Origin of the sequence: Streptomyces sp. NPDC088157 (assembly GCF_044741545.1) — a bacterium.
Lineage (GTDB): Bacteria > Actinomycetota > Actinomycetes > Streptomycetales > Streptomycetaceae > Streptomyces.
In genome coordinates, this window is the sequence record NZ_JBIUSU010000004.1 from 335,388 (window position 1) to 362,242 (window position 26,855).

Annotated in this window: 24 protein-coding genes and 1 pseudogene; 16 read left to right on the forward strand and 9 right to left on the reverse strand. The window is 73.1% G+C overall.

Annotated elements, in window-relative coordinates:
* Nucleotides 1-223 precede the first annotated feature (223 nt).
* The 3 genes from ACIPFH_RS17335 to ACIPFH_RS17345 are packed head-to-tail and all read left to right on the forward strand — an operon-like array spanning nucleotide 224 to nucleotide 4,589.
* Nucleotides 224-2,614, forward strand: coding sequence for a thioester reductase domain-containing protein (locus tag ACIPFH_RS17335; protein ID WP_401827368.1), 2,391 nt, complete (start codon nucleotides 224-226; stop codon nucleotides 2,612-2,614).
* The gene (locus ACIPFH_RS17340) at nucleotides 2,611-3,840 is read left to right on the forward strand and encodes an alpha/beta hydrolase (protein WP_401827370.1); all 1,230 of its coding nucleotides are present in this window, start codon (nucleotides 2,611-2,613) and stop codon (nucleotides 3,838-3,840) included. Before ACIPFH_RS17335 ends, ACIPFH_RS17340 begins: the two co-directional genes overlap by 4 nt.
* Nucleotides 3,807-4,589: an alpha/beta fold hydrolase gene (locus ACIPFH_RS17345; protein ID WP_356248048.1), complete on the forward strand. Its 783-nt coding sequence runs from the start codon at nucleotides 3,807-3,809 to the stop codon at nucleotides 4,587-4,589. Before ACIPFH_RS17340 ends, ACIPFH_RS17345 begins: the two co-directional genes overlap by 34 nt.
* Here ACIPFH_RS17345 and ACIPFH_RS17350 read toward each other — a convergent pair.
* Together ACIPFH_RS17350 and ACIPFH_RS17355 are read right to left on the reverse strand one after the other, a co-directional pair.
* The gene (locus ACIPFH_RS17350; protein WP_401827372.1) at nucleotides 4,576-6,135 is read right to left on the reverse strand and encodes a glutamate synthase-related protein; all 1,560 of its coding nucleotides are present in this window, start codon (nucleotides 6,133-6,135) and stop codon (nucleotides 4,576-4,578) included. The genes ACIPFH_RS17345 and ACIPFH_RS17350 overlap by 14 nt on opposite strands.
* On the reverse strand, nucleotides 6,136-7,755 hold the full coding sequence (locus tag ACIPFH_RS17355; RefSeq protein ID WP_401828045.1) for an alpha/beta hydrolase: 1,620 nt from the start codon (nucleotides 7,753-7,755) through the stop codon (nucleotides 6,136-6,138).
* A 320-nt stretch (nucleotides 7,756-8,075) separates the two neighbouring features.
* On the opposite strand from ACIPFH_RS17355, the gene ACIPFH_RS17360 reads away from it, so the two are divergent.
* Nucleotides 8,076-8,771, forward strand: a complete 696-nt coding sequence (locus tag ACIPFH_RS17360) for a chaplin (RefSeq protein ID WP_401827374.1) — start codon at nucleotides 8,076-8,078, stop codon at nucleotides 8,769-8,771.
* A gap of 206 nt (nucleotides 8,772-8,977) precedes the next feature.
* Here the strand turns inward: ACIPFH_RS17360 and ACIPFH_RS17365 are convergent, their stop codons facing one another.
* Entirely contained in the window at nucleotides 8,978-10,399 is a 1,422-nt protein-coding gene (locus ACIPFH_RS17365; protein ID WP_401827376.1) for an MFS transporter, read from the reverse strand.
* Nucleotides 10,400-10,505: 106 nt separating this feature from the next.
* On the opposite strand from ACIPFH_RS17365, the gene ACIPFH_RS17370 reads away from it, so the two are divergent.
* The gene (locus ACIPFH_RS17370) at nucleotides 10,506-10,904 is read left to right on the forward strand and encodes a MerR family transcriptional regulator (RefSeq protein WP_401827377.1); all 399 of its coding nucleotides are present in this window, start codon (nucleotides 10,506-10,508) and stop codon (nucleotides 10,902-10,904) included.
* A 40-nt stretch (nucleotides 10,905-10,944) separates the two neighbouring features.
* Nucleotides 10,945-11,721 carry a GNAT family N-acetyltransferase gene (locus ACIPFH_RS17375; RefSeq protein ID WP_401827378.1) on the forward strand — a complete coding sequence of 259 codons (777 nt, stop codon included), beginning with the start codon at nucleotides 10,945-10,947 and terminating at the stop codon, nucleotides 11,719-11,721.
* Nucleotides 11,722-11,893: 172 nt separating this feature from the next.
* Here the strand turns inward: ACIPFH_RS17375 and ACIPFH_RS17380 are convergent, their stop codons facing one another.
* Nucleotides 11,894-12,334, reverse strand: coding sequence for an SPW repeat protein (locus ACIPFH_RS17380; protein WP_401827379.1), 441 nt, complete (start codon nucleotides 12,332-12,334; stop codon nucleotides 11,894-11,896).
* Nucleotides 12,335-12,599: 265 nt separating this feature from the next.
* On the reverse strand, nucleotides 12,600-13,193 hold the full coding sequence (locus tag ACIPFH_RS17385) for an RNA polymerase sigma factor (protein WP_401827381.1): 594 nt from the start codon (nucleotides 13,191-13,193) through the stop codon (nucleotides 12,600-12,602).
* Nucleotides 13,194-13,331: 138 nt separating this feature from the next.
* On the opposite strand from ACIPFH_RS17385, the gene ACIPFH_RS17390 reads away from it, so the two are divergent.
* Complete coding sequence (locus ACIPFH_RS17390; protein WP_401827382.1) at nucleotides 13,332-14,297, forward strand: MerR family transcriptional regulator; 966 nt, start codon at nucleotides 13,332-13,334, stop codon at nucleotides 14,295-14,297.
* Between the two features lie 334 nt (nucleotides 14,298-14,631).
* Here ACIPFH_RS17390 and ACIPFH_RS17395 read toward each other — a convergent pair whose 3' ends face one another.
* The gene (locus ACIPFH_RS17395) at nucleotides 14,632-15,327 is read right to left on the reverse strand and encodes a type 1 glutamine amidotransferase domain-containing protein (protein WP_401827384.1); all 696 of its coding nucleotides are present in this window, start codon (nucleotides 15,325-15,327) and stop codon (nucleotides 14,632-14,634) included.
* A 163-nt stretch (nucleotides 15,328-15,490) separates the two neighbouring features.
* Between ACIPFH_RS17395 and ACIPFH_RS17400 the strand changes: the two genes are divergently transcribed.
* Complete coding sequence (locus tag ACIPFH_RS17400; protein ID WP_401827386.1) at nucleotides 15,491-16,411, forward strand: LysR family transcriptional regulator; 921 nt, start codon at nucleotides 15,491-15,493, stop codon at nucleotides 16,409-16,411.
* A gap of 7 nt (nucleotides 16,412-16,418) precedes the next feature.
* Here the strand turns inward: ACIPFH_RS17400 and ACIPFH_RS17405 are convergent, their stop codons facing one another.
* Both ACIPFH_RS17405 and ACIPFH_RS17410 read right to left on the reverse strand, forming a co-directional pair.
* Nucleotides 16,419-17,792, reverse strand: a complete 1,374-nt coding sequence (locus ACIPFH_RS17405) for a cryptochrome/photolyase family protein (RefSeq protein ID WP_401827387.1) — start codon at nucleotides 17,790-17,792, stop codon at nucleotides 16,419-16,421.
* 453 nt (nucleotides 17,793-18,245) lie between these two features.
* A complete protein-coding gene (locus ACIPFH_RS17410) occupies nucleotides 18,246-19,769 on the reverse strand; it encodes an SDR family oxidoreductase (RefSeq protein ID WP_401827389.1) in 1,524 nt (507 codons plus the stop codon).
* Between the two features lie 123 nt (nucleotides 19,770-19,892).
* Here ACIPFH_RS17410 and ACIPFH_RS17415 point away from each other — a divergent pair, with 123 nt between their 5' ends.
* The 8 genes and pseudogenes from ACIPFH_RS17415 to ACIPFH_RS17450 all read left to right on the forward strand — a co-directional run bounded on the left by ACIPFH_RS17415 (nucleotide 19,893) and on the right by ACIPFH_RS17450 (nucleotide 25,829).
* The gene (locus ACIPFH_RS17415) at nucleotides 19,893-20,441 is read left to right on the forward strand and encodes a MarR family winged helix-turn-helix transcriptional regulator (RefSeq protein ID WP_401827390.1); all 549 of its coding nucleotides are present in this window, start codon (nucleotides 19,893-19,895) and stop codon (nucleotides 20,439-20,441) included.
* Between the two features lie 73 nt (nucleotides 20,442-20,514).
* A complete protein-coding gene (locus ACIPFH_RS17420; RefSeq protein WP_356248023.1) occupies nucleotides 20,515-20,682 on the forward strand; it encodes a hypothetical protein in 168 nt (55 codons plus the stop codon).
* Nucleotides 20,683-21,123: 441 nt separating this feature from the next.
* Nucleotides 21,124-21,201 (forward strand): putative leader peptide, encoded by a 78-nt coding sequence (locus ACIPFH_RS17425; RefSeq protein ID WP_350786652.1) that lies wholly within the window; start codon nucleotides 21,124-21,126, stop codon nucleotides 21,199-21,201.
* 289 nt (nucleotides 21,202-21,490) lie between these two features.
* Nucleotides 21,491-22,045 (forward strand): NADPH-dependent FMN reductase, encoded by a 555-nt coding sequence (ssuE, locus tag ACIPFH_RS17430; protein WP_356248021.1) that lies wholly within the window; start codon nucleotides 21,491-21,493, stop codon nucleotides 22,043-22,045.
* A gap of 7 nt (nucleotides 22,046-22,052) precedes the next feature.
* A pseudogene (locus ACIPFH_RS17435) lies at nucleotides 22,053-22,788 on the forward strand (acyl-CoA dehydrogenase family protein); the annotation flags it as partial.
* Between the two features lie 51 nt (nucleotides 22,789-22,839).
* Entirely contained in the window at nucleotides 22,840-23,982 is a 1,143-nt protein-coding gene (locus ACIPFH_RS17440; RefSeq protein WP_401828047.1) for an LLM class flavin-dependent oxidoreductase, read from the forward strand.
* A gap of 142 nt (nucleotides 23,983-24,124) precedes the next feature.
* Complete coding sequence (locus tag ACIPFH_RS17445) at nucleotides 24,125-24,565, forward strand: peptidoglycan-binding protein (RefSeq protein WP_401827392.1); 441 nt, start codon at nucleotides 24,125-24,127, stop codon at nucleotides 24,563-24,565.
* A gap of 223 nt (nucleotides 24,566-24,788) precedes the next feature.
* Nucleotides 24,789-25,829, forward strand: a complete 1,041-nt coding sequence (locus ACIPFH_RS17450; protein ID WP_401827394.1) for a hypothetical protein — start codon at nucleotides 24,789-24,791, stop codon at nucleotides 25,827-25,829.
* On the opposite strand, the gene ACIPFH_RS17455 is transcribed toward ACIPFH_RS17450, so the two are convergent.
* Nucleotides 25,794-26,822 (reverse strand): acyl-CoA dehydrogenase family protein, encoded by a 1,029-nt coding sequence (locus tag ACIPFH_RS17455; RefSeq protein ID WP_401827396.1) that lies wholly within the window; start codon nucleotides 26,820-26,822, stop codon nucleotides 25,794-25,796. The two genes, ACIPFH_RS17450 and ACIPFH_RS17455, sit on opposite strands and share 36 nt — an antisense overlap.
* Nucleotides 26,823-26,855 lie beyond the last annotated feature (33 nt).

Genomic DNA, 26,855 nt, shown 5'->3' on the forward strand with positions numbered 1-26,855 from the left:
CGCCCCGGCGGAGCCGGCGACTTCGGCCGCACCCGCGGCTTCGGAGGCATCCGCGGTTTCGGCTGCATCTGCGGTTCCGGAGGCACCCGCGGTTCCGGAGGCACCTGTGGATTCGGCTGTATCTGCGGCTTCGGAGGCCCCGGCCGCATGGTCCGTGCCGGCCGCCTCGGCCCCGGCGACTGGACCGGCCGCATCGTCCGTACCCGAGGCTCCGGCCACGGACGTGGCTCCCGTCCCGGACGTGGACGGGCTGGCCGCCGCCATCGCCACCGCGGCCGGGCGCTACCTGCCCGAGGGCCGGCTGTCCCCGGACGCCGACTTCTTCGACGCGGGGGGCAGCTCCGTGCACGCCGTGGAGCTCGCGGCGGAACTGGAGCGCGACCTGGGCGTGGAGCTGGACCTGGACGACGTGTTCGCCGACGCACGGCCGATCAGCCTGGCCCGACGCTGGCTGGAGGCCGCCGGCCTCCCGCCCGGCGTTACGCCCGGCCTCCCGACCGGCGTGGCGCCCGGCGTTACGTCCACCGTCGCCTCCGGCGTGGTGCCCGCTGCCCGGCCGGTCGGGAGCGCTGCCGCGCCCACCGCCGCAGGCGCCCTCCCGCCCTCCGGGGCAGCGGCCCTCCCGTCCTCCGGGCCGACGGCTCTCCCGCTCTCCGCGGCGGGCACCCGGCCGGCGCCCGCCCCGAGCGTGCTTCCGGTCCCGGCCCCCCGGACCTCCCAGCCGGTCACCACCCTCCCGCTGCCCGCATTCCCCGCCTTCGACGACGGCCCGCACTCCCGTGCCCGCCAGGAGGACCTCGACCGGATCCTGGCCGACCTGGCCCTCGCCGACCGGCTCCCGTTCACCCGCTCGCCCGAGCCGCTGCCGCCCCGCCGGATCCTGCTCACCGGCGCGACCGGCTTCCTCGGCGGCCACCTGCTGCTGGACCTGCTGCGGCACAGCGACGCGCACGTCTACTGCCTGGTGCGCGGGGCGGACGAGGAGGCGGCGACCACCCGGCTCGGCGAGCAGTTGCGGAGCTACCGGCTGCCCTGGAACTCCGAGATCCGCCGCCGGGTCACCGTCCTCCCCGGCGACCTGCGCCGGCCCCGTCTCGGCCTGTCCGACGAGCTGTGGCACACCCTCGCCCGGGAACTGGACAGCATCGTGGGCGTCGCGGCGGCGGTGGACTTCCTGCGCGGCTACCAGTCCCTGCGGACCGGCAACGTCCTCGGCACCCTCACCCTCGCCGAACTCGCCGCCACCGGACGCCCCAAGCCGCTGCACCACATCTCCTCGATCGCGGTGTTCAACGAGGTCGGCATCACCTCCATGGGCGAGGACGACCCCTTCGCCCACGTGGACCGGCTCATCGCTGGCTACGACCAGTCCAAATGGGCCGCCGAGGCCGCCCTGCGCCGCGCCCGCGACCATGGTCTGATCGTCTCCGCCCTGCGCCCCGGCGGCATCGGCGGCCACAGCAAGACCGGCGCCTACAACCCCCAGGACCTCAGCAGCGGCCTGATCTCGGCCTTCGGCCGCTTCCGCACCGTACCGGCGTTCCGCTACCTCAACGTGGCCCCGGTCGACTGGGTCAGCCGTGTCGCCGCCGCCGTCGTCTGCGAACCGGACGCCTGGGGCTTCGACTACAACCTCACCGGCGTCCCCAACACCCTCGATGACGTCGTCCGGGACATGGCGTTCGGCGGCATGCACGTCCGGGTGCAGGACTGGGACGAATGGCGCGCCGACACCCTGTCCCGTCTGGAGGCCGAGCCCGTCCCCGAACTCGGCTTCCTCGCCCGGGTGTTGCAGAGCCCCACTGCCCTGAAGCTGTGCGAGGCCACCCTCAAGGGTCCGGCCGCCGTCGCCGAACGCACCGACGCCCTGGTCGAGGCCCTGGGCCTGCCGCCCGCCGCGCGCTACGACGCCCAGGCCCAGCTGAAAACGTTCGAGAGGCTCGCCGACGACGGCCTCGGCCGCCTGCCCGACAGGGACGACCAGCCGTACCTGTGGTTCGCCGAGACCACCGAGGGCAGCGTCCGCGCGCTCGACGGCGGCACGGACGACACCCCCTGCTCGATGTCCCTCACCCTCTCCATCGCGAGCATGTACCAGCTGGTCAAGGAGCGCCGGGTGGATGTCACCGGCGAGGTCACCTGCCCGGCGATCCACGCCCGACCCCTCACCGTCGTCCACGGCGACGTCTGGGTCCGCCCCGACGAGGGCATCCCGCGGCAGCACGGCCTGAAACACCAACTCCTGCGTTATCGACTCCGGTTGCGGGACGAGGACGGCGAACTCTGGTGGCTGGAGGGCCGCAAGTACGCCCGCGCCCGCCGCGACCTCTGGCACCAGACCCGCGCGCTCACGGTCGAGGCCGGCCGCGAGGGAGAAGCCGCCACGCTGACCGGGGAGGTCGTCGTTCCGGCCGACTCCTACGTGCGTGACCAGATCGACGGCATCAAGGTCGCCCCGCACCTCACCAGCCAGGAGAAGCGCGCCGCCAAGCTGACCTGGCTCGCCTGGTTCGGCCTGGAGATGGGCCGCGGACTGCTCGGCCCCTTCGCCCGGGCCGCCGCGGATCTGCTCGACCTGCGCCGCACCCCGAACCTCACGGAGCAGCACCGATGATCTTCAGGACGACTCCCACCACCAGGCCGGCGCTCCGCAAGGTGAGGACGACCGCCGCCCTGCGCCCCTTGCGCCACCGCCTCGACCCGGCCCGCGTCGAGGAGATCCCGTTCCGCGCGCCCGACGGCGTCCGCCTCGGCCTGACCCGGATCGACCCCGGCGACACCGGCCGCCCCGCCGTGCTGCTCCTGCACGGCCATACCGCGTCCGCCGACATGTTCCTGCTCCCCGAGACCCGCAACCTCGTCGACTCGCTCCTCGACGACGGCTACGAGCCCTGGCTCCTGGACTGGCGCGGCAGCTGCCGGCTGCCCTACAACGAGACCGGGCACCGGTACACGTACGACGACGTGGCGCTGTACGACATCCCGGCCGCGGTCTCCCGCATCCGGGAAGCCATCGGCGACCGCCCCCTGTTCGTCGTGGCGCACTGCATCGGCTCCCTCACCCTCTCGCTGAGCATGACGGCCGGACTCGTGCCCGGGCTGGCCGGAGTGGTGTCCCAAGGCGTCTTCCTGACGCCGAAGTTGGCGGGACGGACCTCCCTGCGGATGTCCGTCGCAGGGGAGTTGCTGAAGACCCGGATCGACCACATCCCGGTCGACTTCCGCAAGGTCGGCCTGTGGTCCAAGTACACCCCTCTGTTCGCCCTGGCCTCGCGCAAGGCGAGCTGCCCCGACCCGACCTGCCAGATCCTGCACAACTCGGCCTGGGGGACCGGAGCTTCGCTGTTCGTCCACGAGAACATCGGCGCGGCCACCCATGACCGGCTCGCCGAGCTGCTCGGACCCGCGCCGCTGTGGATCCTGCCCCACCTGCGCCGCATCGAGCTCGCCCGCAGCGTGGTCCGGTGGCACGAGACCGACCAGCGCTACCGTGCCCTGCCGCCGAACGCCCTCGACGCGGCCGCCCGCATCGACACGCCCGTCCTGCTCCTGGCCGGCAGCGAGAACGGACTGTGGCTGGACTCCCAGCGGCTCTGCCGCGACGTCCTCGCCCACCGGCAGCCCCAGCTGGACGTGCGGTACACGGAGATTCCGGGTACGGCCACCTCGACACCTTCCTCGGCCGGGGCGCCGCCCTCGACGTCTTCGGACACATCCTCGAATTCCTGGGCGAACGACGGTGACGGCGCCCCCGGTCGCCGGTTACCGTACGCGTCAGTAACCAGGACCGCACCGCAGGAGGCACCATGCCGCAGCTCGAAGTCGCCGGCGCAGCACTGACGTACGACGACGAGGGCCCGCGCGACGGCGACGGCGTGCCCCTGGTGTTCGTGCACGGCTGGACGGCGAACCGGCACCGCTGGGACCACCAGGTGGCGCACTTCGCCGAGAAGCGCCGGGTGATCCGGTTCGACCTGCGCGGGCACGGCGAGAGCAGCGGGGCGGGCGTGAAGACGGTCGAGGAGCTGGCGGGGGATCTCCTCGCCCTCCTCGACCACCTGGAGATCGAGCGGTTCGTGCTGGTCGGCCACTCGATGGGCGGGATGATCTCGCAGACCATCGCCCTCTCCCACCCCGAGCGGGTGGAGCGCATGGTGCTGGTGAACTCCATCGGCCGCATGACCTACAGCCGGGGCAGGGGCCTGCTGATGGGCGTCTCCACCCTCGTCCCGTTCAAGCTGTTCGTCGCCGCCAACATCCAGCGCGCCTTCGCGCCCGGCTACCCCCGCGAGGAGATCCGCGCGTACGTCAAGGCCTCCGCGGACACCCCGCGCGAGGTCGTCATGACGCTGTACGGCGCCATGCGTGCCTTCGACGTCCTGGACCGGGTCGGGGAGATCCAGGCCCCGACCCTGATGATCCACGGCTACCACGACATCCAGCTCCCGGTGAAGCAGATGCTGCGCATGGCGAAGGCCTATCCGGACGCCACCGTCCGCATCCTCGACGCGGGCCACGAACTCCCCGTCGAGAAGCCGGCCGAGCTGACGGCGGCGATCGACGCCTTCGTCACCGTCAAGCCTTCGTAGCCCGGGCCGGCCCCGTAGCCCGTGGCCCTCCGGCCGGCTGGTCGAAGCTGTCCGGGTCCGCCGCCTTCCAGTCCGACTCCCAGGACCGCGGTGGTCCCGCGAGCAGTTCTCCCGGCGCGAGCCACTCGTACAGCTCCGCGTACGAGGACGTCGTGCCCGGGCCCGTCCGCCGGACCAGGTGGCCGGGTGTGAGCTCGGCCGGCGCGCGGACGCCCATGGCCGCCATGATCCGGACGGCGTCACGGACCGTCTCCCGCTGGTAGCGCCGCACCTGCCGGGCCTTGTCGGCCACGTCGAGGGCGCGTGCCCGCAGCGGATCCTGGGTCGCGACGCCGGCCGGGCAGGCGCCCGTGTGGCAGCGCCGGGCGCCCACGCAGCCGACGGCGCGCATCATCGCGCGGGCCGCGTTGGTGTAGTCGGCGCCCTGCACGAGGCGCTTGACGATGTCCGGACCGGTGGCCACCCGGCCGCTCGCCCCGATCCGGATCCGGTCCCGGAGCCCGACGCCGACCAGCGCGTTGTGCACGGTGATCAACCCCTGGGTGAGCGGCATGCCGAGATGCCCGGCGAACCCCGCCGGCCCGGCGCCGGAGCCGCCCTCCGCCCCGTCCACCACCACGAAGTCGGGTGTCAGACCCTCCGCCGCCATCGCCCTGCACACCGCGAGGAACTCCCGCCGCGACCCCACGCACAGCTTGAACCCGGTCGGCTTGCCGCCCGCCAGCTCACGCAGCCGGGCCAGGAACAGCACCAGTTCACGCGGTGTCGAGAACACCTGGTGGAAGGGCGGCGACACCACCGTCTCACCCACCGGGACCTTCCGCTCCGACGCGATCTCGGCGCTCACCTTCACGCCGGGCAGCACCGCGCCGCTGCCCGCGAACGCCCCCTGGGACAGCTTCACCGACACGCACTTCACCTCGGGCAGCGCCGCCTTGTCCGCGAACTCCCGCGCGTCGAAACCGCCGTCGGCGCCGCGGCAGCCGAAGTAACCCGTCCCGATCTCCCAGACGAGGTCGCCCCCGCCGCGCAGATGGTGCTCCGACAGCCCGCCCTCTCCGGTGTCGTGCGCGAAACGGCCCAGCGCGGCACCCCGGTTGAGGGCGAGGACCGCGCGCGACGACAGCGCCCCGAAGCTCATCGCGGACACGTTCAGCAGCGCCATGTCGTAGGGCTGGGTGCAGTGCGGCCCGCCCACGCGCACCAGCGGCGGTTCCGCGGCCGGCGCGACCGGCCGCAGCGACGGCACCAGATACTCGTACACGCCCCCGTCACTCCCGTCGCTCCCGTCGCCCCCGAACGGCTCCCGCGCGCCGGTGCCCGCGGAACGCAGGCGTACCTGCTCCGTCGGAAACAGCAGATGTCCGACCAGGGGGTAGCCGCGCAGCACGGAGCGACGGCGCTGGAGCAGGTCCCAGGCGCCCAGGCAGACCGCCGCCAGCAGCGGTCCGGCCGCGAGCCACCACCACGTGGACAGGGTGCGCGCGGCGACCGCAGCCGTGGCCGCGAGGACCCCGACGAGCAGCAGCGGCAGGAACCGGCGCACTCAGTCGTCGTCCTCGTCGGGCCCGCAGGAGCTGCCGCTCGGCGGGAGGGAGCCGTACAGCAGGAAGTCGTCGACCTTGCGGTGGACGCACTTGGACGACCCGTACCCGGTGTGGCCGTCGCCCTTGTTGTCCAGCACCACGGCCGGGGAACCGAGGCGCTTCGCCGTCTCCTCGGTCCACCGGTACGGCGTCGCCGGATCGCCACGCGTGCCGACCAGCAGCATCTTCGGGGCGCTCAGGTCCTTCACGTCGTCGCGTATGAAGTCGGTGCCCTTGGGACGGCCGTAGCACATCAGGACCTCGGTGAGTCGGTACTGGCCGAAGACCGGTGAGGCCTTGTCGTACGCCGCCCGCAGCCGTTTGAGGTCCGCGGTGACCTGCGCGGCCGTGGGGCGGTCCGGGTCGTCGGCGCAGTTGATCGCCATCAGCGCCGCCGGCAGGTTGTCGAGGGGCACGTCCTCCTCGTCGACGAGCGCCCCGGGGGAGGGGTCGGCACGGCCCGCGGCCCGGAGCGGCAGCGGAAGCGGGAGGGCGAATCCGCCGGTCGCGAACCCCAGGACCCCACTGGCGTCGCCGCTCTCGATGAGCTGGGCGAGCGCCCGCTCCAGCAGCGGCCACAGCTCCCGGCTGTACAACCCCTGCCCGAGGGCGCCGACGAGGTCCTGGCCGGAGAAGTCGTCACCGAAGTCCGTCGGCACCGGATCATCGTCGAGCGAGCGCACGAGCCGGACGACCTCCTCGCGGGCCACGCGCGGATCCTGGCCGAACGGGCACGCGATGTCCTTCGCGCACCAGCCGACGAAGTCGTCCAGCGCCACCTGCTGACCCCGGGCGCCCGCTATGCCCTGCTCCGTGAGCGGCTCGGTCAGCGTGTCGACGCCGTCGAGGACCACCCTGCCCACCTTGTCGGGGAACTGTGCGGCGTAGACCGCGCCGAGCCGGGTGCCGTAGGAGAATCCCAGGTAGTTGAGCTTCTTGTCGCCGAGCGCCTCGCGCATCACGTCCAGGTCCCGTGCCGCGTCGATGGTTCCGATGTGCGGCAGGACCGGTCCGGAGTGCTCGGCGCAGTCGGCGGCGACCTGCTTCAACCGGGTGAGCAGCGCGTGTGGGTCGGTGAGGGCCGAGTCGCCGTCCAGGGAGGCCAGACCGCTGTCCTCGCCGTCCCCGCAGCTGACGGGGGAGGAACGGCCGACGCCCCGGGGGTCGAAGGCGACCACGTCGTAGCCGTCGGTGAGGTCCATGAACTCCTTGCCGCCGTAGGCGAGTTCAGGAACGCCTGGACCTCCGGGACCGCCGAAGTTGAGGACCACCGAGCCGCGCTTCTCGCCGGTGGCCCGGTAGCGGGCGAGCGCGAGGTCGAGGGTGCCGGTTCCGGGGCGGTCGTAGTCGAGGGGGACGGTCAGTTCGGCGCACTGGAGGTCTTCGGGCATGCCGTCTCCCTCGCACGCCGACCACGCGACTTTCTGTCCGTAGAACCGGGACAGGTCGGGACGGTCGCCTCCGTCGGTGTTCCGGTCCGCGGTCGCCGTCGGCAGGCCCGCCCCCAGCAGGGTCAGTGCGGCGGTCGCGGCGAGCGCGCAGTGTCGCAGCCCGGGCCGCGTCGGCAGCTTGGCCAGCATCAGTGCCTCCAGGGACGCCCTCAGCGGTCCGGGAACGGCGCCCTCGCTCACGATAAGCGGCCTGCTGACGAGCCGCCTCCGGGCGGGCGGGGCCTCACCCGCGCCCCCTCACGGGTACCGACCCGGGTGGTGCGGTTCCCCGCGCGGGTTTGACACCCCTTCGACGAGAGCGCCCGAAGGAGGGACCCCCCCCAAGGGGGTGAAAAGACGGTCAGGCATAACCCCGACGGTTCACCGGCGTTCTATCGGATGCGGGCGAGTGCCCGCGATCCATGTCTGGAAGGCAGGGACCCATGAGACGGGTTACCCGAACCGGTGTGATGGCCGTCGCCGCAGTGTCCGGCGCGATGGCCGTGACACTGCCCGCACACGCCGACTCCTCGGCGAACGGCTACGCGGCCGGCTCGCCCGGACTGATCTCCGGCAACGGTGTCCAGCTGCCGGTGAACGTCCCCGTGAACCTGTGCGGGAACACGGTGAACGTGGTGGGCGTGCTGAACCCCGCCGCGGGCAACACCTGCGCCAACGAGGGAGGGGCCGCCGCTTCCGGGCCGCACGCCGACTCGTCCGGCGTCGGCGCGACCGCGCAGGGCGCCGCGCAGGACTCCCCGGGCGTCGTCTCCGGCAACGGCGTCCAGTTGCCGGTCCACCTCCCGGTGAACGTCAGCGGCAACGGCGTGAACGTCGTCGGCATCGCGAACCCGGTGTTCGGCAACGAGTCCGTCAACGGCTCCGGCGAGAAGCAGCCGGAGCGGCCGGAGCGGCCGGAGCGGCCCGCCGAGCCCGCGCCGCAGGCACCGACCCGGCACAACCCGCCCTCGGAGCCCCAGCACCAGGGCCCGCGGGCCGTCCCGCCGGCCCCCGCTCTCGCACTGCCGAACCCGGCGCCCGAGGCCGTGGGCTCGCTCGCCCACACGGGAGCCGACGCCACCCTGCCCGCCCTCGTCGGCAGCGCGGCCCTGCTGCTCGGCGGAGTGGCCCTCCAGCGCCGGTTCCGCCCACGCCCGGAGCGCTGAGTCGCCTCACGACGGACGACACGCAGGCCCCCTCGGCCGCAGAGGGCAGCGACGGGGGCCTGCGGTGACACCCGGCCCGGGGGCTCCGGTGGCAACGCCGGAACTGGCCTCAGGTCGGACGACATGCAGGCCCCCTCGGCCGCAGAGAGCAGCGACCGGGGCCTGCGGCAGTGGCGGTGCCGGACGGCATGCCTCGGTATCGAGGGTCAGGACGGCGTACGGCGGGGTCGGCCGGCAGGGGCCGCGGCGGTCCGGCCGGGGCCTGTGTCGGCCGCGCCGGGCGCAGTGCCCTCGGCGTCGAGGGTCGGGGCCGACGCAGTGCCCTCGGCGCCGAGGGCCGGGGCCGTGCCGGCGGGCTCGGCCGGGAGGAGTCTGCGTCTGCGTCGTACGGCTCCCCCGGACGGCCGAAATGATCTCCGATCGTCGGCCCGGGCTCGGCCCCGTGCCGCCGGAAAGGCGTGCCGACGGCCCAGCGCGACCGCGGTGAGGGCCAACGCGACCAGGGGCAGCGCCGTCCACGGCAGGGCCCCCGCGCCCAGCGCCTCCAGGACGACACCTCCGGTCAGCGAACCCCCGGCGATGCCCGCGTTGTACACCGTGGTCTGGAGGGAGGTCGCCACGTCCGAGGCGGCGGGCCCCGAGGCGTTCACCAGCGCGGTCTGGATCAGCGTCGGCGCCCCGCCGAAGGCCACCCCCCACAGGGCGACCGACACCAGCAGTACGGCGGGCGCCCCGGCGTACCGGCCGAGCGCGAACATGACCGCCGCGCAGAGGGCGAGCGCGCCGAGCAGCGTGGCGCGTGGGCGCCGGTCCACGAGCAGGCCCGTCCCCCAGATCCCGGCGACCGTGGACGCCCCGAACACCAGCAGCACCACATCCGTACGTCCGGACCCCGCGTGCGCGGTGAAGGGCGCGAGGTACGTGTACAGCACCTGGTGACCCAGCAGCAGGAACAGCGTGACGGACAGGATCACCGGGATTCCCGGCAGCAGGGCGACCCGGGTGAGCGGCACCCGCGCGCCCCGCGCCTCGCCCGGGAAGTCCGGGACCCGCCACCGCACCCAGCCCACCAGCAGCACCGCCAGCCCGGACAGCAGCCCGAACGCCGCACGCCAGCCCACCACCTCGGCCAGCGCCGTCCCGGCGGGCACCCCCAGCGACAGTGCGAGCGTGATGCCGGCGAGCACGACCGCGATCGCCCGGCCGCGTCGCCCGGCCGGCACCATCCGGGCCGCGTACCCGGCGAGCATCGCCCACAGGGTGCCGCCCATGACACCGGCCACCAGGCGCGCGGCGAAGGTGAGGCTGTAGGACGAGGACAGCGCGACCACCGCGTTGCTCAGCGCGAAGCCCAGCAGGGTGCCGACGAGGACCGGCCGGCGCGGCAGACCGCGCATCAGCGCCGTCACCGGGATCGCCGCCACGAACGACGCCACCGCGTACCCGGTGACCAGGAATCCCACCCGGGCCTCGGGGACGCCGAGCGCCGGCGCCATGCGCGGCAGCAGCCCGGCGGGCAGCAACTCGGTCACCACTGCGGTGAACGCGGCCGTGGACAGGGCGAGCAGCCCCGGCCAGGGCAGGGACGCGGGCACACCGGTGCCCTTGACCATGGATGTGGTGGACATGCGACCATGGTCGAACGTTCACATCAGTGTGAAGGCAAGCGCGGGCGTGCGAGCCGTCCCGGAGCGACGGTCCGGAGCGACAGGCGCGGCCATGATCGGAGCGGGCATGAAGATCGGCGACCTCTCCCGCCGAACCGGCGTCCCCACCCGGCTCCTGCGCTACTACGAGGAGCAGGACCTGCTCCACCCCGACCGCGGCGCCAACGGCTACCGCTTCTACGGGGAGGCGGCCGTCCGGGACGTCCAGCAGATCCGCGGACTGCTCGACTCCGGCCTCACCACCGAGATGATCCGCGCGATCCTGCCGTACCTGTCCGGCCCCGAAGAGATCATCCTGCCCGCCGAGCACCTCACCCCGCGGACCGCTGCCCTCCTCGAGAGCCACATCGACCGCATCCAGGCGCGGATCGACTGTCTGGCCCGCAACCGCGACCGGCTGAGCACGTACCTGGCGGCGGTGCGGCCGGACGGCGTGGGCGCGCCCCGCTCGTCGCCGCACCGGTAAATCCGTTGTGGGGGCCGAGCCGGGGTGCTGGAGTGAACGCATGGATCATGCCGCGGTACTCGCCCTGTACGACCGGGACATGCGCGAAGGCGCGCGCCCGGAGAGCTTCGACGCCCGCGTCGAACGGACCGGGAGCGTGGTCCGCCATGTCGGCGGTGAGGGCGGTTGGAGCGGTGTGCTCTGGTCGGACCTGGACTCCGCCGACGCCGACGCGGTGATCGCGGAACAGGTCGCCTACTTCACCGGCCTCGGCCACCAGTTCGAGTGGAAGCTGCATGGGCACGACCGTCCGGCCGACCTCGGCCGACGGCTCACGGCGGCCGGTTTCACGGCCGACCCGGAGGAGACCCTGATGATCGGCGAGACCAGCGACCAACTGGTGGACGCCGAACCGCCCGAGGGCGTCCGTATCGTCCCGGTCACCGACCGGGCGGGCATCGAGCTCATGGTCGAGGCGAACGAGAAGGCCTTCGGTCACGACGGCTCCTGGCTGCGGGACCTGCTGCTCGCCCGCCTCTCCGCCGACCCGGATGCGATCGTGGCCCTCCTCGCGATGGCCGGGGACGTGCCGGTGAGTTCGGCGCGGATGGAACTCATCCCGGGGACGAGGTTCGCGGGCCTGTGGGGCGGTGGCACCGTCGAGGCCTGGCGCGGCCGGGGCATCTACCGCGCCCTGATCGCCCATCGCGCCCGGATCGCCGCCGACCGCGGCTACCGCTACCTCCAGGTCGACGCCTCCGACCAGAGCCGCCCGATCCTCGAACGCCTGGGCTTCGCACCGCTGAGCACCACGACGCCGTACGTGTACGCGCGGTAGGGCCGACCCGGGGCGCGCGGTGGGGCCGACGACCGGGGTCGATGTCGCGGGCGAGGGGGCGAGGGGGCGAGGGGCTAAGGGGGCGTTGGGGCGTGTGGGGGGCACGGCACGACGGCCGGGTCGGTCCGCGTGGGCGGATCGACCCGGCCGTCGTCCGGGTGGAGAAGCGGCTCTACGGCTTCGGGGGGCTCTTCGCCGCCGTGGCGATGCACATCAGGCCCAGGACCAGGGCCAGGGCGCCGATGATGATGTTGTTGACCACGACACCGGCGTCCGGGCTGTCGCCGACGATCCACGGCGCGACGATCATCCAGATGCCCGCCGCGCACATGGCCCAGCTCAGGCCGTACATCCGCGCGGGAGCCGCGGTGAATCCGAGGCCCAGCAGTCCGATCGCGATCCCGACGATCAGATTGTGGGTCATGAGCGCCGGCTGGCTGGCGGTGTAGTGGAGTATCCACGGGGACACCGCGCAGTACAGGCCGAGCAGGAACACCGGCCCGTCGACGAGCGCCACATCACGGCCACCGAGCATGCGGGCGTACCGCGCCTGCATCTCGGAGACATCGGGGTGCGTCGACATGTCACCTCTGGTGGGCGAGACGTTGGCCATGATTCGTCTCCTTCGACTTTCGGGCCCGACCGCTTCGGAGCGGTGTGCGGTAGGTGCCGCGCCTCTCCATTCTGCTCTTATTCAGTCTTTATGTGTAGAGGTAGGAGCCACTGTCGGGATATGCGTATGTCCGTCCCGGACGGCAGGGTCGATACCTCCGTCACTCCGCTCCCGCCGCCAGAACCTTTCGAGGAGGGAACGCAAGTGCAGCGTTTGTGCGTCGAAATCTGGTCCGCCGTGGGAACGCGTGCGCGGAAGGGGTGGCTCAGCCCAGGGGCTCGGGCTCCAGGAGGCCGCGCAGCCGCCGCATACCGCGTCGGGCGTGGCTCTTGACCGTGCCCAGGGACCAGCCCGTGCGCTCGGCGATCTGTGTCTGCGTCAGATCCTCGTAGAACGCCAGTCGCAGCACTCGCTGCTGGGGGGCCGGGAGCCGGGCGAGCTCGCCGCGCACCAGCACGCGCTCGAGGATCTCCTCGGGACGTCCGTGGCCGGGGTCGCGCAGGGCCAGCCGGGAGCCGGCCGCGGTGACGAGTTCCTGGCGGCGGGTCCGGGCGGCCAGCGCGTCCGCGATCTTGCGCCGGGTGATGCCCACGATCCAGCCCCCGAGCGCGCCGCGTTCGGGCCGGTAGCCCGCGCGACCGCTCCACACCCCGAGGAACACCTGCTGTGTGACGTCCTCGGCCTCCCGGGCGTCGCCCAGGGAACGCCGGGCGAGCGAGTGCACCAGCGTGCGCCAGCGGCGGTACACGGCGGTCAGGGAGGCTTCGTCTCCCGACGCCAGGCCCCGGGCGAGTTCCTCGTCGGTGAGCGACTCCTCGGTGGGGGCGGGACAGGGCACGGCGGTCGGATGCGGGCTCATGACGTCGGCTCCTCACGTCGGTAGGCCTGCGCTCAGGCCGTTCCGGGGTGTCCTCGGGTCGGACCCCGTTGACGCCATCCTGTGAGCCGGGTACCGGGCGTCTCAACACGCATCGTTTCTGCGTCGTATCGTCGACCCATGAGCGCATTCCCGAGCCCTGACGACGCCGGACTGACCACCGGGGCCCTGGCCCGCCGACTGGGCGTGGCGCCCACCACCCTGCGTTCGTGGGACCGCCGCTACGGCATCGGGCCCGCCGTCCGCGCCGACGGGCGGCACCGGCGCTGGCGGCCGGACGACGTGGCCGTCCTGGAGACGATGTGCCGGCTCACCGCGTCCGGGGCGCCGCCCGCCGACGCGGCCCGAGCGGCGAAGGAAGCGGCGCTCCCGCCGGCCGCGGAACCGGTGGGTACGGTTGCCGTGCGGCCGGCCGGGGCCGGTGTCATCCCGTTCGGCGGCGACGTCCGCCAGGAGTGCCGGGGACTGGCCCGCGCCGCCGTGCGGCTCGACGCGTCGGCCGTGGCGGAGCAACTGGACACGGCCCTCGAACGGCACGGACTCACCGTGGCCTGGCAGGAGGTGATGGTCCCGACGCTGCACGCGGTGGGACGCAAGTGGGCCTCGTCCGGCGACCGGTACGTCGAGGTGGAGCACCTGCTGTCCTGGCACGTCTCCACGGCCCTGCGCCGCGCCACCCGCCCTGTGGTGACGGGCGACGCGGCGGGCGGGCCGGGCCCGGTGGTGCTGGCCTGTGCGCCGGGCGAGCAGCACAGTCTTCCACTGGAGGCGCTCAACGCGGGGCTCGCTCAACTCGGCGTCCCCACCAGGATGTTCGGGGCGGCCGTGCCCGTCGAGGCGCTGACCGCGGTGGTGCGGCGGCTGGGCCCGGCGGCCGTGGTGCTGTGGGCCCAGGCGCGCTCCACCGCGAGCCTGCCCCTGGCCCGGCACGTCGCGGAGACCCGCTGGGGCGTCACCGGAGCCCGACGCGCCCCGGCCGTGGTGCTCGGCGGCCCCGGCTGGGCCGGCCGCCCCACTCCCGGCCTGCCCCGCCCGACCGGCCTGGGCGACGCCCTGACGATGCTCGCGGGGGCGTACGGCGCCTGACGAGACGCAGACGCCCCGCCGGGCCCCGCGGGGCTCCGTCCGGCCTCGCCCCGCCCTGCCCGGTCTGCCGCGCCGCCCCGGGCCTCCCGACTCGCCTGACTCTGCCCAACTCACGGCGGCCCTTGAAACCTGCCCGGTCTGCCCGCGCCGCCCCGCAGCCACTGGACGACCGGCCTGCACCTCACCCTCCCGCAGGCCGGCACCCCGCCCGCAGGCCAACAGCGAAACCCGCAGGCAGGCACCGAACCCGCAGGCCGGCACCGAGCCCACGGCCGCAGCGAAGGCGCAGGTGCGCATCGGGCCGATCGGCGTACCCGTTCGAGTCGGCTCGGGTTCAGCTCAGCTTCTTCAGCAGTTCCGTGGCGAGCGGGGCCGACGAGGCGGGGTTCTGGCCGGTGACCAGATTGCGGTCCACCACCACGTACGGTGCCCACGGCTCGCTGACCTGTACATCCACGCCGGCCTCGGTCAGCCGGTCCTGGAGCAGCCACTTGGCCTTGTCGCCGAGACCGGCCTGGTGCTCCTCCGCGTTGGTGAACGCGGCGACCCGGTACCCCGCGAAGGCGTTGGAGCCGTCCTCGCTGACCGCGGCGAGCAGGGCCGCGGGGCCGTGGCAGACGACACCCAGGGGCTTGCCCGAGGCGAGGGCGTCGACCAGGAGCCGGCCGGAGACGGCGTCGACGGCCAGGTCTTCCATCGGGCCGTGTCCGCCCGGGTAGAAGACGGCCGCGTAGTCGCCGAGGGCCACGTCCTCCAGGCGCACGGGCCGGCGCAGCTCCGTCATGGCGTCGAGCGCGGCGGAGATCCGGTCGGCGGCCTCCTGACCGCCGTTGGCCTCCGCGGCCAGGCTGCCCTTGTCCACGGTGGGGACGACACCGCCGGGCGTGGCGACGACGACCTCGTGGCCGGCCGCCCGGAACGCCTCGTAGGGAGCGACGGCCTCCTCCGCCCAGAAGCCGGTGGGGTGCTGTGCGCCGTCGGCGAGCGTCCAGTGGTCGGCGCCGGTCAGCACGAAGAGGATCTTGGCCATGGGTGAACTCCGGGGGGTGTCGGTGCCGGCGGCCGGATCTCGGACCGCCGACGGGTAGGTGCCTGTCGAAGTCGAACCTAGGCGGTCGACGGATAGGGAGCCAATGAGGATTCCCATGTCAGGCATTGGGATTCCTATGGGTGAGGAAGGAATACTGGGGCCGGTGGAGCACACCGACGGCCGGCAGGCGGATCACCTGGATCTGAACCTGCTGCGCACCTTCCTCGCCGTGTACCGCTCGGGCTCGTTCACCGGTGCCGCTCAGTTGCTGGGTCTGTCCCAGCCGACCGTGACCACGCAGATGCGCGCACTGGAGCGGCAGGCCGGACGCGAGCTCTTCGAACGGCTTCCGCGGGGCGTCTCGCCGACCGCCGTCGCCGACGAGCTGGCGGCTCGCGTCTCCGCGCCGCTCGACGAGCTGGCCACCGTGGCCGGCCCGGACCCGGTGGCCGGGCGGACCGACCCGGTGCACCTCGCAGGCCCCGCCGAACTGCTGTGCACCCGTGCGCTCCCGGCGCTGGCGCCCCTGGTGGCCGGGGGAGTCCGGCTGCGGGTGGCCACCGGCCTGACCGACGCGCTGCTCGACGAACTGCGGGCGGGACGGCACGACCTGGTCATCGCGACCACCCGGCCGCGCGGCCGCACCCTCACCGCGGTCCCGCTGACGGACGAGGAGTTCGTCCTGGTCGCCGCACCGGGCTGGGCCGACCGGCTCCGAGAACCACTGGCCGCCGACGGGCCGGCGGCACTGCACTCCGTCCCGCTGGTCACGTACGCCGAGGACCTGCCCATCGCGCGCCGCTACTGGCGGCACGTCTTCGGCCGACGCCTGGCGGGCTCCGCCGCGGTGACCGTGCCGGACCTGCGCGGCGTGCTGGGCGCGGTCGTCGCGGGGGCGGGGATCACCGTCCTGCCCCGCTACCTCTGCCTGGGCGAACTGGCCTCCGGTGCCCTCGTCCCGCTGCACGAGCCGCCGGACCCGCCGATCAACACGACGTTCCTCGTCCGGCGGCCCGGGGCGGTGGAGAACCGGGACGTGGCCCGGGTCCGCGACCTCCTGCTGAGCACGGCGCCCGACTGGTGAGGCTCGCTCAGCTACGCTCCCGGGCCTGCCTGAAGCGAGCGAGTCCCGCGGCGAGCCCGACGATCGGATCCGGGTAGTCGAGCGCCGCCCGGTCCGCCTCCGGCAGCTTCCAGGGCTCGTGCACCGCGGACGCCGCCACGCCGTCGAGCGCCGGCAGCCAGCGCCGTACATAGGCCCCGTCGGGGTCGTACCGCTTGGCCTGGGTGACCGGGTTGAGGACCCGGTTGGGCCGCGAGTCGGTGCCGGTCCCGGCCATCCACTGCCAGTTGAGCTGGTTGTTGGCCACGTCCCCGTCGACCAGCAGGTCCAGGAAGTGCCGGGCGCCGACGCGCCAGTCGACGTACAGCGTCTTGGCGAGGAAGCTCGCGGTCAGCAGCCGGCCCCGGTTGTGCATCCACCCCTCGTGGCGCAGCTGCCGCATCGCCGCGTCCACCACCGGATAGCCGGTACGGCCCTCCCGCCACGCCTCGATGTCCTCGCGCGCCGTCCGCTCCGAACGCCAGCGGTCGCGTTTGGTGCGGTAGTCGGCGCTCGCCGCGTCGGGCCGGGCCGCCAGCACCTGGCGGTGGAAGTCGCGCCAGGCCAGCTGCCGCACGAACGCCTCGGCTCCCGGCCCGCCCGCCCGGCGGGCCCGGTGCACGAGCTCCACCGGGGACAGGGTGCCGAAGTGCAGATGGGGCGAGAGCCGGGACGTCGCGTCACCGGCCAGGTCGTCGTGCCGGTCCTCGTAGGCGCCGATGCCGTGCCGCAGCCAGGAGGCGACCCGCTCGCGGCCCTCCTCCTCGCCTCCCGCGGCCAGCCCCGGCGACAGCCCGGACAGCCCCGCGCGGGTGGGCAGCTCCTCCGAGCCGACGACGTCCGGGACCCGCACGGTCCGGGGCGCGGCGAGCGGCTCGCGCAGCCGCCACTGCGACCAGTGCCGGAAGTAGGGCGTGAAGACGGCGAAGTGGTTCGACGAGGCAGGGGTCACCACCCCGGGATCGACGGCGGTCGTCACAGCGTCGTGCACATGCAGCCGCACGCCTTCCGCCTCCAGGGCGCGCCGCAGCCGTTCCTCGCGGCGCCGGGCGTGCGCGCTCGCGTCGGCGGCCAGGTGGACCTCGTCCGCGTCCGCCTCACCGGCCACCCGGCACACCTGCTCCACCAGGTCACCGGAGCGCAGGACGAGGCGGCCGCCCCGTTCGCGCAGCCCCGCGTCGAGATCACGCAGACAGTCCGCGAGGAACGCCAGCCGGTTCGGCACGGCGAACCCGGCCTTGTCCACCGCCCGGTCGCGCACGAACAGCGGAACCACCTGCCGCGCCCCGTCGAGGGCCGCGCACAGCGGCGGGTGGTCGTGCAGACGCAGGTCCGCGGTGAACAGGACGAGGGAGACGTTCATGGACGGGCTCCGGGACAAGAGACGGGCTCCGGGCCAGGCTTCGGCACGGGAACAGGGGTACGCGGGGGCTTCGGAGCAGAGGTTCGGGACGGCGTTCGTGACCGCGGTTCGGACCGGATCCCTGTCGTGACGGCGGGGTTCGGACGATGCATTGCTTCCGGGAAGCGGCGCCCCGTGGATGCACGGGCGGCAAGTCGGACGGTGCCCGGCGGAAGCAGGGGCGGTCGGCCAAGCGGTGGCCGGTGGAATACGGGCGGTCGGCCGGACGGTGCCCGGTGGAAGCACGGGCGGTCGGCCGGAACGGTGTCCGCGTCCGTACCCAGCCGCAGCCGTACCCAGCCCCAGCCGTACCCAGCGCCAGGCGTATCCGCCCCAGGCGGGTCCGGCGGGTCCGGCAGGTCCGGCGGGTCCGTGCCGAGCGGGCGCGTCCCGGTCGTATGCGGCCGGTCATCCCTACGGGGCCCGCTCCCGTGGGCGGTCCGTCGCCTCCGCCGACGCCGCCCGGGCGATGTTGCGGGCCATGCCGCCGAAGACGAGGGCGTGGAACGGGGAGACGCTCCACCAGTAGGCGTGGCCGAGGAGCCCGTGCGGATGGAACAGCGCGCGCTGACGGAAGCGGGTGCGGCCGTCGGCGTCCGTCTCCGCGTACAGCTCCAGCCAGGCCAGACCCGGCAGCCGCATCTCGGCCCGCAGCCGGAGCAGATGCCCGGGTTCGATCTCCTCCACCCGCCAGAAATCCAGTGAGTCGCCCACCCGCAGCCGGGCGGCGTCCCGGCGGCCGCGGCGCAGCCCCACCCCGCCGGCCATCCGGTCGAGCCAACCCCGGACGGCCCAGGCGAGTGGGAAGGAGTACCAGCCGTTGTCGCCGCCGATGCCTTCGATCACCCGCCACAGAGAAGCGCGCGAGGCGTCGACGGGCAGTGCGCGCACGTCGGTGTAGAGGCTGCCGCCGGCCCAGCCGGGGTCGGTGGGCAGCGGGTCGCTGGGGGCGCCCGCGACCGACGCGGAGGACCACCGAGTGGCGACCCGCGCGTCCCGCACCCTGCGCAGGGCGAGCCGGACCGCCTCGTCGAAACCGAGCGGATGACCGGGCGGGTCCGGCACGTACCGCACGAGGTCGCGCTCGTGACAGACCACCTCGTGCCGCAGCGACTCGGTGAGCGGCCGGGCGATCGAGGCCGGTACGGGGGTCACAAGCCCGACCCAGTGGCTGGACAGACCGGGGGTGAGCATCGGCACGGACAGGATGAGCCGACGGGGCAGTTCGGCGACGGCGGCGTAGCGGAGCATCATCTCGCGGTACGTCAGGACGTCCGGTCCGCCGAGGTCGAAGGCCCGGCTGACGTCGTCCGGCATCCCGGCGGAGCCGACGAGGGCGCGCAGCACGTCGCGGACGGCCACGGGCTGGATCCGGGTGTGCACCCAGCTGGGCGTGACCATCACCGGCAGCCGCTCGGTCAGGTAGCGCAGCATCTCGAAGGAGGCCGAACCCGAGCCGATCACGACCGCGGCCCGCAGCACGGTGGCGGGGACGCCCGAGTCCAGCAGGATCCGCCCCACCTCGGCGCGTGAGCGCAGGTGCGGCGACAGGTCGCGCTCGGGTACACCGGCCGGTGTGAGGCCGCCGAGGTAGACGATGCGGCGCACTCCCGCCGCCCTGGCCTGTTCCCCGAAGATGTGTGCCGCCCGCCGGTCCGTCTCCTCGAAGTCCTCTCCGGTACCCAGCGCGTGCACCAGGTAGTACGCGACGTCGACGCCCCGCAGGGCGGCCGCGACCGACCTGGCGTCCGTGACGTCCCCGCGCGCGGTCTCGACGTCGCCGGCCCAGGGGTAGTCGCGCAGCCGGTCGGGGGAGCGGGCCAGGCAGCGCACCCGGTGACCCGCCGCCAGCAGCTCGGGCACCAGGCGGCCGCCGATGTACCCGGTGGCGCCGGTCACCAGGCAGAGCGTTCCGGTGCCGCGGCCGTCTCCGGTCATGTGCCTCGCTCCTTCACGTGGATGGCCCCCTCGCAGATCGCTTCCACGCGCGGCGGGGCCGCGGATGCGACAGGGGCTTGTGCGCACGAACGAGTGATCGCGGACGGCGACTACGCTGGCCCCGTGGCCACAGCGAACGACCGTGAGGGACGGGTGCCGGGACAGCCGTCCGAGGCGTCCGAGGCGCCGACCGACCTGCATGCCTTCGCCGTTCGGCTGCGGCGGATGAACGGCGAGATCAACCGGCTGGTGCACGGCTTCGCGGGCGACCAGGGACTGCACGCGACGGACGTCCAGGCGCTCGCCGCGATCCTGGACGCCGAAGATCCGATGACGCCGAAGCGGCTGCGTGAACACCTGGGGCTCACCTCCGGCGCCGTCACCGCGTGCGTGGACCGGCTGGAGCGCGCGGGGCACATCCGCCGGGTCCGGGAGAGCGCCGACCGCAGGGTGGTCCACCTGTACTACGCGGCCGACGCCCGGTCGGCGGCCCGCACCTACTTCCGCCCGCTGGCCGAGGCGACCCGGGCCGCGCGCTCCCGTTTCACCGAGGAGGAGCTGTCGGTGGTTCTGCGGTTCCTCACCGCGATGGGCGAGGGTCCGGCCTGGTGGCCCGGTCGGCTCAGTCGCGGGCGCGGCAAGGCGGATGACGATCCGTCGGCACGGCTCTGAACATGCCCGGGCCGATCCGGGGAAGCGGAGTACGGAGAGGTTGTCCGTTTCGCATCGGGAGGTGTCTGCCGCTATGGGCGCGAAGGTCTTGGAGCGTTTCCCCGCAGGATCCCCGCGAGGGTCGTGGCCGGCGGAGGAGTACGCGGCGCGGCGACGGGCCGAGGGGGAGCCCGCGACCGTGGTCATGGACCTGAAGTCGGATGCCTTCCTCGTCGTGGTCCCGTGGGGCGACGAGGACTGAGCCCCCGGAGGCGGGGCGGTGCGGGCGTGATGCGGACGGTCCTCAAACGGCCGGTCCTCCCGGGCTCCCGCCCGTCGCCGCCCGGCGCAGCCCCGCCACCCCTGAACCGCGCGCCTCGCGGCCGGACGGCCACCGCCTCGGTGGTCCGACGCCTGGGATCCACCCCGGGTTCACGCTCCAGGTTCCGCCCGGTCTCACTCGACGCGACGCGGGCTGGGAACGGCGTGGTGCCTCGGCGGCCCGACGGAGAGGACGAGCCGGGTGACCACCGCGGTGCATTCCAGCCGTTCCTTTCGCACGACGGAGCAATGCGGTCCCGTTCGAAGCGGGTTCAAGGGTTTCCCTGTCACAGCTTCGTGAATTCGATGGTCCGCGATACGAGACCGGTCGGGTTTGCCTTGACTGCCGTCGCCGACGGCTGCCACGATCGAGGACATGAAGATGCGACTGGACCTCACGCGGCGACGCCATGTCGACCTCGCGCGCGTCTCCAGCGCCTCCTGTTGCGCCGCGGCCTGATCCCTTCTTCGCGATCCGCCGCGCTTTTTTCTTTCCCGCCTGAATTCACCGCGCCTCCCCACCCCTTCGGGTCCGCACGCCCTTAGAGGCCAGTTGCGCCCCGTGAATTCGGTGTGCCCGAAAAGATTCCGCGCCCACACGCTCCACGACCCCGTCGCCCACGAACGCCACGAGGTCGGCCGCTGGGTACTCGAGGGCGAACTGCCCGAACTCACCTGGTACTCCTGACCACTCCCACCCGGGTGCCCTGCCAAGCCGAGGCTCCCCGGGCTCCTTCGAAAGAGGACCCATGGCCACCGTCCTGTCCGTCTCCGGCAGCCCTTCCGCCTCCTCCCGCACCGGCCGTCTGCTGCGCCACCTCGACGAGCGGCTCGCCGCCCAGGGGCACGAGGTGATTCCGCTCGACGTCCGTACGATCCCGGCCGAGGCCCTGCTCGGCGCGGACTTCCGCCACCCGGCGATCGTCGAGGCGACCGAACTGGTCGCGCGCGCCGACGGGGTCGTCGTGGGCACCCCGGTCTACAAGGCGTCCTACTCCGGCGTCCTCAAGGCGCTTCTCGATCTGCTCCCGCAGTACGCGCTCACCGGCAAGACGGTCCTGCCGCTGGCCACCGGGGGTTCGACCGCCCACGTCCTGGCCATCGACTACGCCCTGCGCCCGGTGCTCAACTCCATGGGCGCGGCCCATATCGTGCAGGGCTGGTTCACCCTCGACAAGGACATCACCGCCCACGAGGACGGATCCATCACCATCGCCCCGGCCGCCACCGAGGCGCTCGCCCAGGTCGTCGACCAGTTCTCGGCCGCGCTCGGGCGGACACCGTACCTGGCCGCGGCGAGCTGAGCGCACGATGTCCGCCCAGGTCGTCGCCGACGACGACGAGGTTCTCGCCGTGGCCGCTTCGCCGGTCACGGAGTTCCGCGCGGGAGCCGCCACGCGGGATTGCGAACGACGCCTGCCACGAGCCGAGTCGGACCGGTCGTCCGCCTCCGCGCTGCCCGACGTCACCGTCCCCGACGGCCACGGCGCGGCGGACGGGAGGGCCCGGACCCTCGCGGAGATCCTCCGCCTGCTCGGCACCGTCGACGCCGGCCTCGCCCAGTTGCCGCAGAGTCATCGCCGCGGGCGCGCTCGCCGAGGCGGCCGACTCCGGGCGGACGAAGAGCCGGCCGTGGTTCGAGAGCGGTGTCGAGACGGCCGCCGAGGATCCGCGGCCCCGGTCCACTCGGGATTCGTCCGCTGATCCAGCGCTTCGGTGAACTCGCCCTCCGGGTACGGGCGTCGGAGGCCCTGCTTGGCAGGTCGTCCGGGCGGCCGACATGGCACCCGCCGATCTCGCCGACGACACGGCCGAGGCGTCCCTCGCGGTCGCCGCCGCGAATGTGCGGTCGGCGCGGGCGGCCGTGGAGGTGTCGCGCGCCCCGGTCGAGGTGTCCGGCGCCCGGTCCGCCGTCAACTCACCCGATCCGCACCGGCACGGGCGTGACGCCCGCACGCACACCCCGCACGACCCGAGCTGCTGGAAGATCCAGCGCATCGGGCGGTTCGGGCCGAACGGCACCCGGCCGCCGTGCCACGGCCTGCTCCAGCCCGGCCGGCCCGCCCCGACAGACGGACATTCCCGATCGGAGACCCAAGTGTCCCTCGTGTTCCACTGGTTCCTTCCCACCAACGGTGACAGCCGCCATGTCGTCGGCGGCGGCCACGGCACCCCCGCCACCGCCTCCGGAAGGGACCGACCACCGACGGTCGCCTACCTGAGCCAGATCGCCCGCGCGGCGGAGGACCTCGGTTTCGTCGGTGCGCTCACCCCGACCGGGGCCTGGTGCGAGGATGCCTGGCTGACCACGGCGATGGTCAGCCAGCACACCGAGCGGCTCAAGTTCCTGGTCGCGTTCCGGCCCGGCTTCGTCTCGCCGACGCTCGCCGCGCAGATGGCGTCCACCTTCCAGCGGCAGACCGGCGGACGGCTCCTGCTCAATGTCGTCACCGGCGGCGAGAGCCACGAGCAGCGGGCCTACGGCGACTTCCTGGACAAGGCCGACCGCTATCGCCGTACCGGTGAATTCCTCCAGGTCGTCCGGGAGTTGTGGGAGGGCAAGACCGTCGACCTGAAGGGCGAGCACCTCCGGGTCGAGGACGCGAAAATGGCCCGGGTGCCGGATCCGGTGCCCGAGGTGTACTTCGGCGGGTCCTCTCCGATCGCCGGCGAGGTCGCCGCGAAGTACGTGGACGCCTACCTCACCTGGGGCGAGCCGCCGGCCAGGGTCGCGGAGAAGATCGCCTGGGTCAGGGGGCTCGCCGCGAAGGAGGGGCGGACGCTGCGGTTCGGCATCCGGCTGCATGTCATCACCCGGGACACCTCGGAAGAGGCCTGGGCGGTGGCGAACCGGCTGCTCGCCGGATTCGACCCGGAGACCGTGAGGTCCGTCCAGACCGGGCTGGCGCGCAGCGAGTCCGAGGGACAGCAGCGGATGCTCGCGTTGCACAGCGGCAGCCGGGACGGGCTGGAGATCCACCCCAACCTGTGGGCCGGGATCGGGCTGGTGCGCGGGGGAGCGGGGACCGCGCTGGTGGGCAGCCATGAGGAGGTAGCCGGGCTGATCAAGGAGTACGCGGCGCTGGGGATCGAGGAGTTCGTGCTCTCCGGGTATCCGCATCTGGAGGAGGCGTACTGGTTCGGTGAGGGTGTGCTGCCACGGCTGGCCGCGGAGGGACTGTGGAGGCATCCGTTCCGCGCGGACGTCGCCCACTCGGCGCAGGTGCCCTTCACGAGCTGAGGCGGCCTTTTCGTCCACACGGCGGCCGCACGGTAATTTCGTGGGCCATTCAATCGAATATTCAACTGGCGAATATTCAACTGGCCCTGCCCGATGGGCTGTCCTGTCGAATTCTTCTCGATTGTTCATTAGCATGGTCCGTATGAATGCGACACCGGAGTTCTATGTGGTAAGGGAGGGCGACACGCTCTCCGAAATCGCGGGCATGTTCCATGTGACACTGGCCCAGGTCAGGAAGTGGAACCCCCAGATCAAGAATGCCAACCTGATTCACCCGGGACAGCGGGTCCGCGTGACGGAGCCGACCGCGGTGCCGGTCGACGACGACGAGCCCTTCCCGGGCAAGGACTTCTTCCAGTCGTCCGTGAGCAGCCCGATCATCGAGGTCATGGGCTGGCGCCTCATCGATGAGGGCTGCTCCGCGTATCCCGACGAGCCCGACCTCCAGTGGAGCGAGGCCGACCGGAAGTCCTACGCCAAGTGGCAGCGGAAACTCGGCTTCATCGGCAGCGATGCCGATGGCATTCCGGGGCGGGCCTCGTGGGAGAAACTCCATGTACCCGCGCTCCACATGAGCGAATAGCCCGCCCGAGCGGCGACGGAGATCGGCAATGGATACCGCCGTGGCGGTCTCGGAGGACCTCCGGGCCCGTGCGCGCCGAGGGCTCGCGGCAAAGCTGCGTCCCCGACCGCCGCGGTCGCCCTGGCGGGCACGGGCCAAAGCCCGCCTCGCCTATCTCGAAGTGCAGTTGAAATGCGAAGAAGCCAGGCCTTGTCCCGACGGCCGCAAGGCCCTCATCGAGGGAATGAAAGGCCATCTCGAAAGGGCCCGGGCCGCGGCGGACGAGAGATTCGGATGGCGGCGGCCGTGGTCGGGTTCGACCGCCCGCGAAGGCGTCTGGTCGAATCTGCGCAGCGCCGATGTGCTGTTGCTCCAACTGGTGCCCGGCGCGGAGGCCGTCGGCCGCGCCGGCGAGGTCATGGCGTTGGTGAAACGCCATTTGGACAAGGACAACCCACAGCGCATCAGGCTCGCCCAGCGGATCCGGCACATCCTCTCCGGTGACCTGACGCCGAGCGACCGGGAACTCATGGTCCGGGCGCTCGACGGGGCGTACAGCAGCCTGGACGCCGAACTGGCCCGGGTCCGCAGCCTGCGCAACATCCTGTGGACCGCCACGTTCGTCGTCCTTCTCGGCGTGACGGGCCTCGCCCTCTACGGCTGGTTCTCGCCCAGCTCGCTGAGCCTGTGCTTCACGCCCAAGGCCGGTCCCGGTGACGTGAACGGGATGGATGTGGTGTGCCCCAGCATGGACTATCCGGACGTGAAGCCGGGCAAGCCTCCCAGCAGCCACGCCCTGCCGAGGGACATCCTCACCGTCGAGATCGCCGGGCTGGCCGGCGCGGCACTCACCGTCATCGCCTCACTGCGACACATCCGGGGCACCAGCGCCCCCTACATGCTGCCTCTGGCGTCGGCGGTGCTGAAGTTCCCCACCGGCGCCCTGTCGGCCTTCCTCGGCGTGCTGCTGATCAGGGGTGCCTTCGTCCCGGGGCTCAGCGACCTGGACAGCAGAGCCCAGGTCCTCGCCTGGGCGGCGGTCTTCGGCGCCGCCCAGCACCTGGTGACCCGTCTGGTCGACGACCGGGCGCAGATGACGCTGTCGGAGGTGGGCAAACCCTCCGGCGCGACCGTCGACCCGGAGGCTGTCGCGGTCGGGGCGGCCGACAGGGGCGAGGAGACCGGGACACCGCGGTCGCCGGCCGGGGACGCGGCCGACGAGGGTTCGCACGGCGAACCGGGCGAGACGTCAGGCGGCCAGCGCGCCGAGGTGGGCCGCGCGTGACTCCCGCGTCTGGCCCTGCACCAACAGGAACAGGGCCTCGCGCGCCAGGCGCTGGGCCCTGCCGGTCAGCAGCATCGAGCGGCCGCCTCCGGTCACCACCGCCGCCGTGGTGGCGGCCTGCATCACCTGGTATGCCTGGGTCCTGAGGACCAGCCGCTCCGCGTGGTGCTCGTGCGGGGCCGCATGGTCGGCCAAGCCGTAAGCCTCACCGCGGAGCTCGGCCAGGCGGGTGCGCAAGGGGGTCGCCGTGTCCTCGTCCAGCAGGGTGAGAGCCGCCTCCGTGAGACCGAAGACCGCCGGGTTGGCGTTCACCGTCTTCGCGCGGTCCGTCGCCGCCCACTGTTCGTACGGAGTGCGCAGCACGACCGCCTCCTCCGGGAGCCACAGGCCGTCCAGTTCCAGCGACACCGTCCGGGCCGCGGTGAGGGCGGCCAGGCGCATCGGAGCCGAGGCCCGCAGGCCCGGCTGCTCCCGCGCCTCGGCGAAGGCGAACAGCGCCTCGTCCGAGTCGGTGACTCCGGCGAGAAGCAGCACGTCGTTCAGGCCCCACCCCGTGTACCAGGGGACCGTGCCGTCGAAGCGCCAGCCGGTCCGCTCCCGGCCGACCCGGACGGGGATGCGCGGGTGCGCCCGCAGGTGCGCGTACGCCACCCCGGACAACACCTCTCCGGTCGCCAGCCGGCCCAGCAGGCGTTCGCGTACCGCGCCCTCGCTCCCGGCCAGCGTCAGCACCGGTGTGTGGTGCTGCGTCTGCACGAACCAGGTCGAACAGCACGCGCCGGCCAGGATCTCCGCCGTCTCGCGCACCACCGCGGCGGGTGCCGCGGCCCCGCCGTACTCCTTCGGCGCGTTCAGCCCCAGCAGGCCCGAGCGCCTGATCTCCGCGAGGTGGCTCATGGGGACCTCTCCCCGGTCGACCTGTTCGGCGTGCGGGACGAGGAGGTCGTCCGCGAGGCGGCGGGCGCGGGTGACGAGGGGGTGCGGTGCGGTCATGGGCGGGATTCTTCCGGTTCCCTCGGGTGGGGT

Bases quoted from the DNA above. Each gene is read 5' to 3' on its own strand.
- ACIPFH_RS17450 (WP_401827394.1), top strand. From the start codon at position 24,789: ATGAAAGGCCATCTCGAAAGGGCCCGGGCCGCGGCGGACGAGAGATTC.
- ACIPFH_RS17340 (WP_401827370.1), top strand. From the start codon at position 2,611: ATGATCTTCAGGACGACTCCCACCACCAGGCCGGCGCTCCGCAAGGTG.
- ACIPFH_RS17380 (WP_401827379.1), bottom strand. From the start codon at position 12,334: ATGGCCAACGTCTCGCCCACCAGAGGTGACATGTCGACGCACCCCGAT.
- ACIPFH_RS17355 (WP_401828045.1), bottom strand. From the start codon at position 7,755: ATGCTGGCCAAGCTGCCGACGCGGCCCGGGCTGCGACACTGCGCGCTC.
- ACIPFH_RS17455 (WP_401827396.1), bottom strand. From the start codon at position 26,822: ATGACCGCACCGCACCCCCTCGTCACCCGCGCCCGCCGCCTCGCGGAC.
- ACIPFH_RS17420 (WP_356248023.1), top strand. From the start codon at position 20,515: ATGGGCGCGAAGGTCTTGGAGCGTTTCCCCGCAGGATCCCCGCGAGGG.
- ACIPFH_RS17345 (WP_356248048.1), top strand. From the start codon at position 3,807: ATGCCGCAGCTCGAAGTCGCCGGCGCAGCACTGACGTACGACGACGAG.
- ACIPFH_RS17370 (WP_401827377.1), top strand. From the start codon at position 10,506: ATGAAGATCGGCGACCTCTCCCGCCGAACCGGCGTCCCCACCCGGCTC.
- ACIPFH_RS17410 (WP_401827389.1), bottom strand. From the start codon at position 19,769: ATGACCGGAGACGGCCGCGGCACCGGAACGCTCTGCCTGGTGACCGGC.
- ACIPFH_RS17405 (WP_401827387.1), bottom strand. From the start codon at position 17,792: ATGAACGTCTCCCTCGTCCTGTTCACCGCGGACCTGCGTCTGCACGAC.
- ACIPFH_RS17385 (WP_401827381.1), bottom strand. From the start codon at position 13,193: ATGAGCCCGCATCCGACCGCCGTGCCCTGTCCCGCCCCCACCGAGGAG.
- ACIPFH_RS17445 (WP_401827392.1), top strand. From the start codon at position 24,125: ATGAATGCGACACCGGAGTTCTATGTGGTAAGGGAGGGCGACACGCTC.
- ssuE (WP_356248021.1), top strand. From the start codon at position 21,491: ATGGCCACCGTCCTGTCCGTCTCCGGCAGCCCTTCCGCCTCCTCCCGC.
- ACIPFH_RS17375 (WP_401827378.1), top strand. From the start codon at position 10,945: ATGGATCATGCCGCGGTACTCGCCCTGTACGACCGGGACATGCGCGAA.
- ACIPFH_RS17395 (WP_401827384.1), bottom strand. From the start codon at position 15,327: ATGGCCAAGATCCTCTTCGTGCTGACCGGCGCCGACCACTGGACGCTC.
- ACIPFH_RS17365 (WP_401827376.1), bottom strand. From the start codon at position 10,399: ATGTCCACCACATCCATGGTCAAGGGCACCGGTGTGCCCGCGTCCCTG.
- ACIPFH_RS17360 (WP_401827374.1), top strand. From the start codon at position 8,076: ATGGCCGTCGCCGCAGTGTCCGGCGCGATGGCCGTGACACTGCCCGCA.
- ACIPFH_RS17425 (WP_350786652.1), top strand. From the start codon at position 21,124: ATGCGACTGGACCTCACGCGGCGACGCCATGTCGACCTCGCGCGCGTC.
- ACIPFH_RS17390 (WP_401827382.1), top strand. From the start codon at position 13,332: ATGAGCGCATTCCCGAGCCCTGACGACGCCGGACTGACCACCGGGGCC.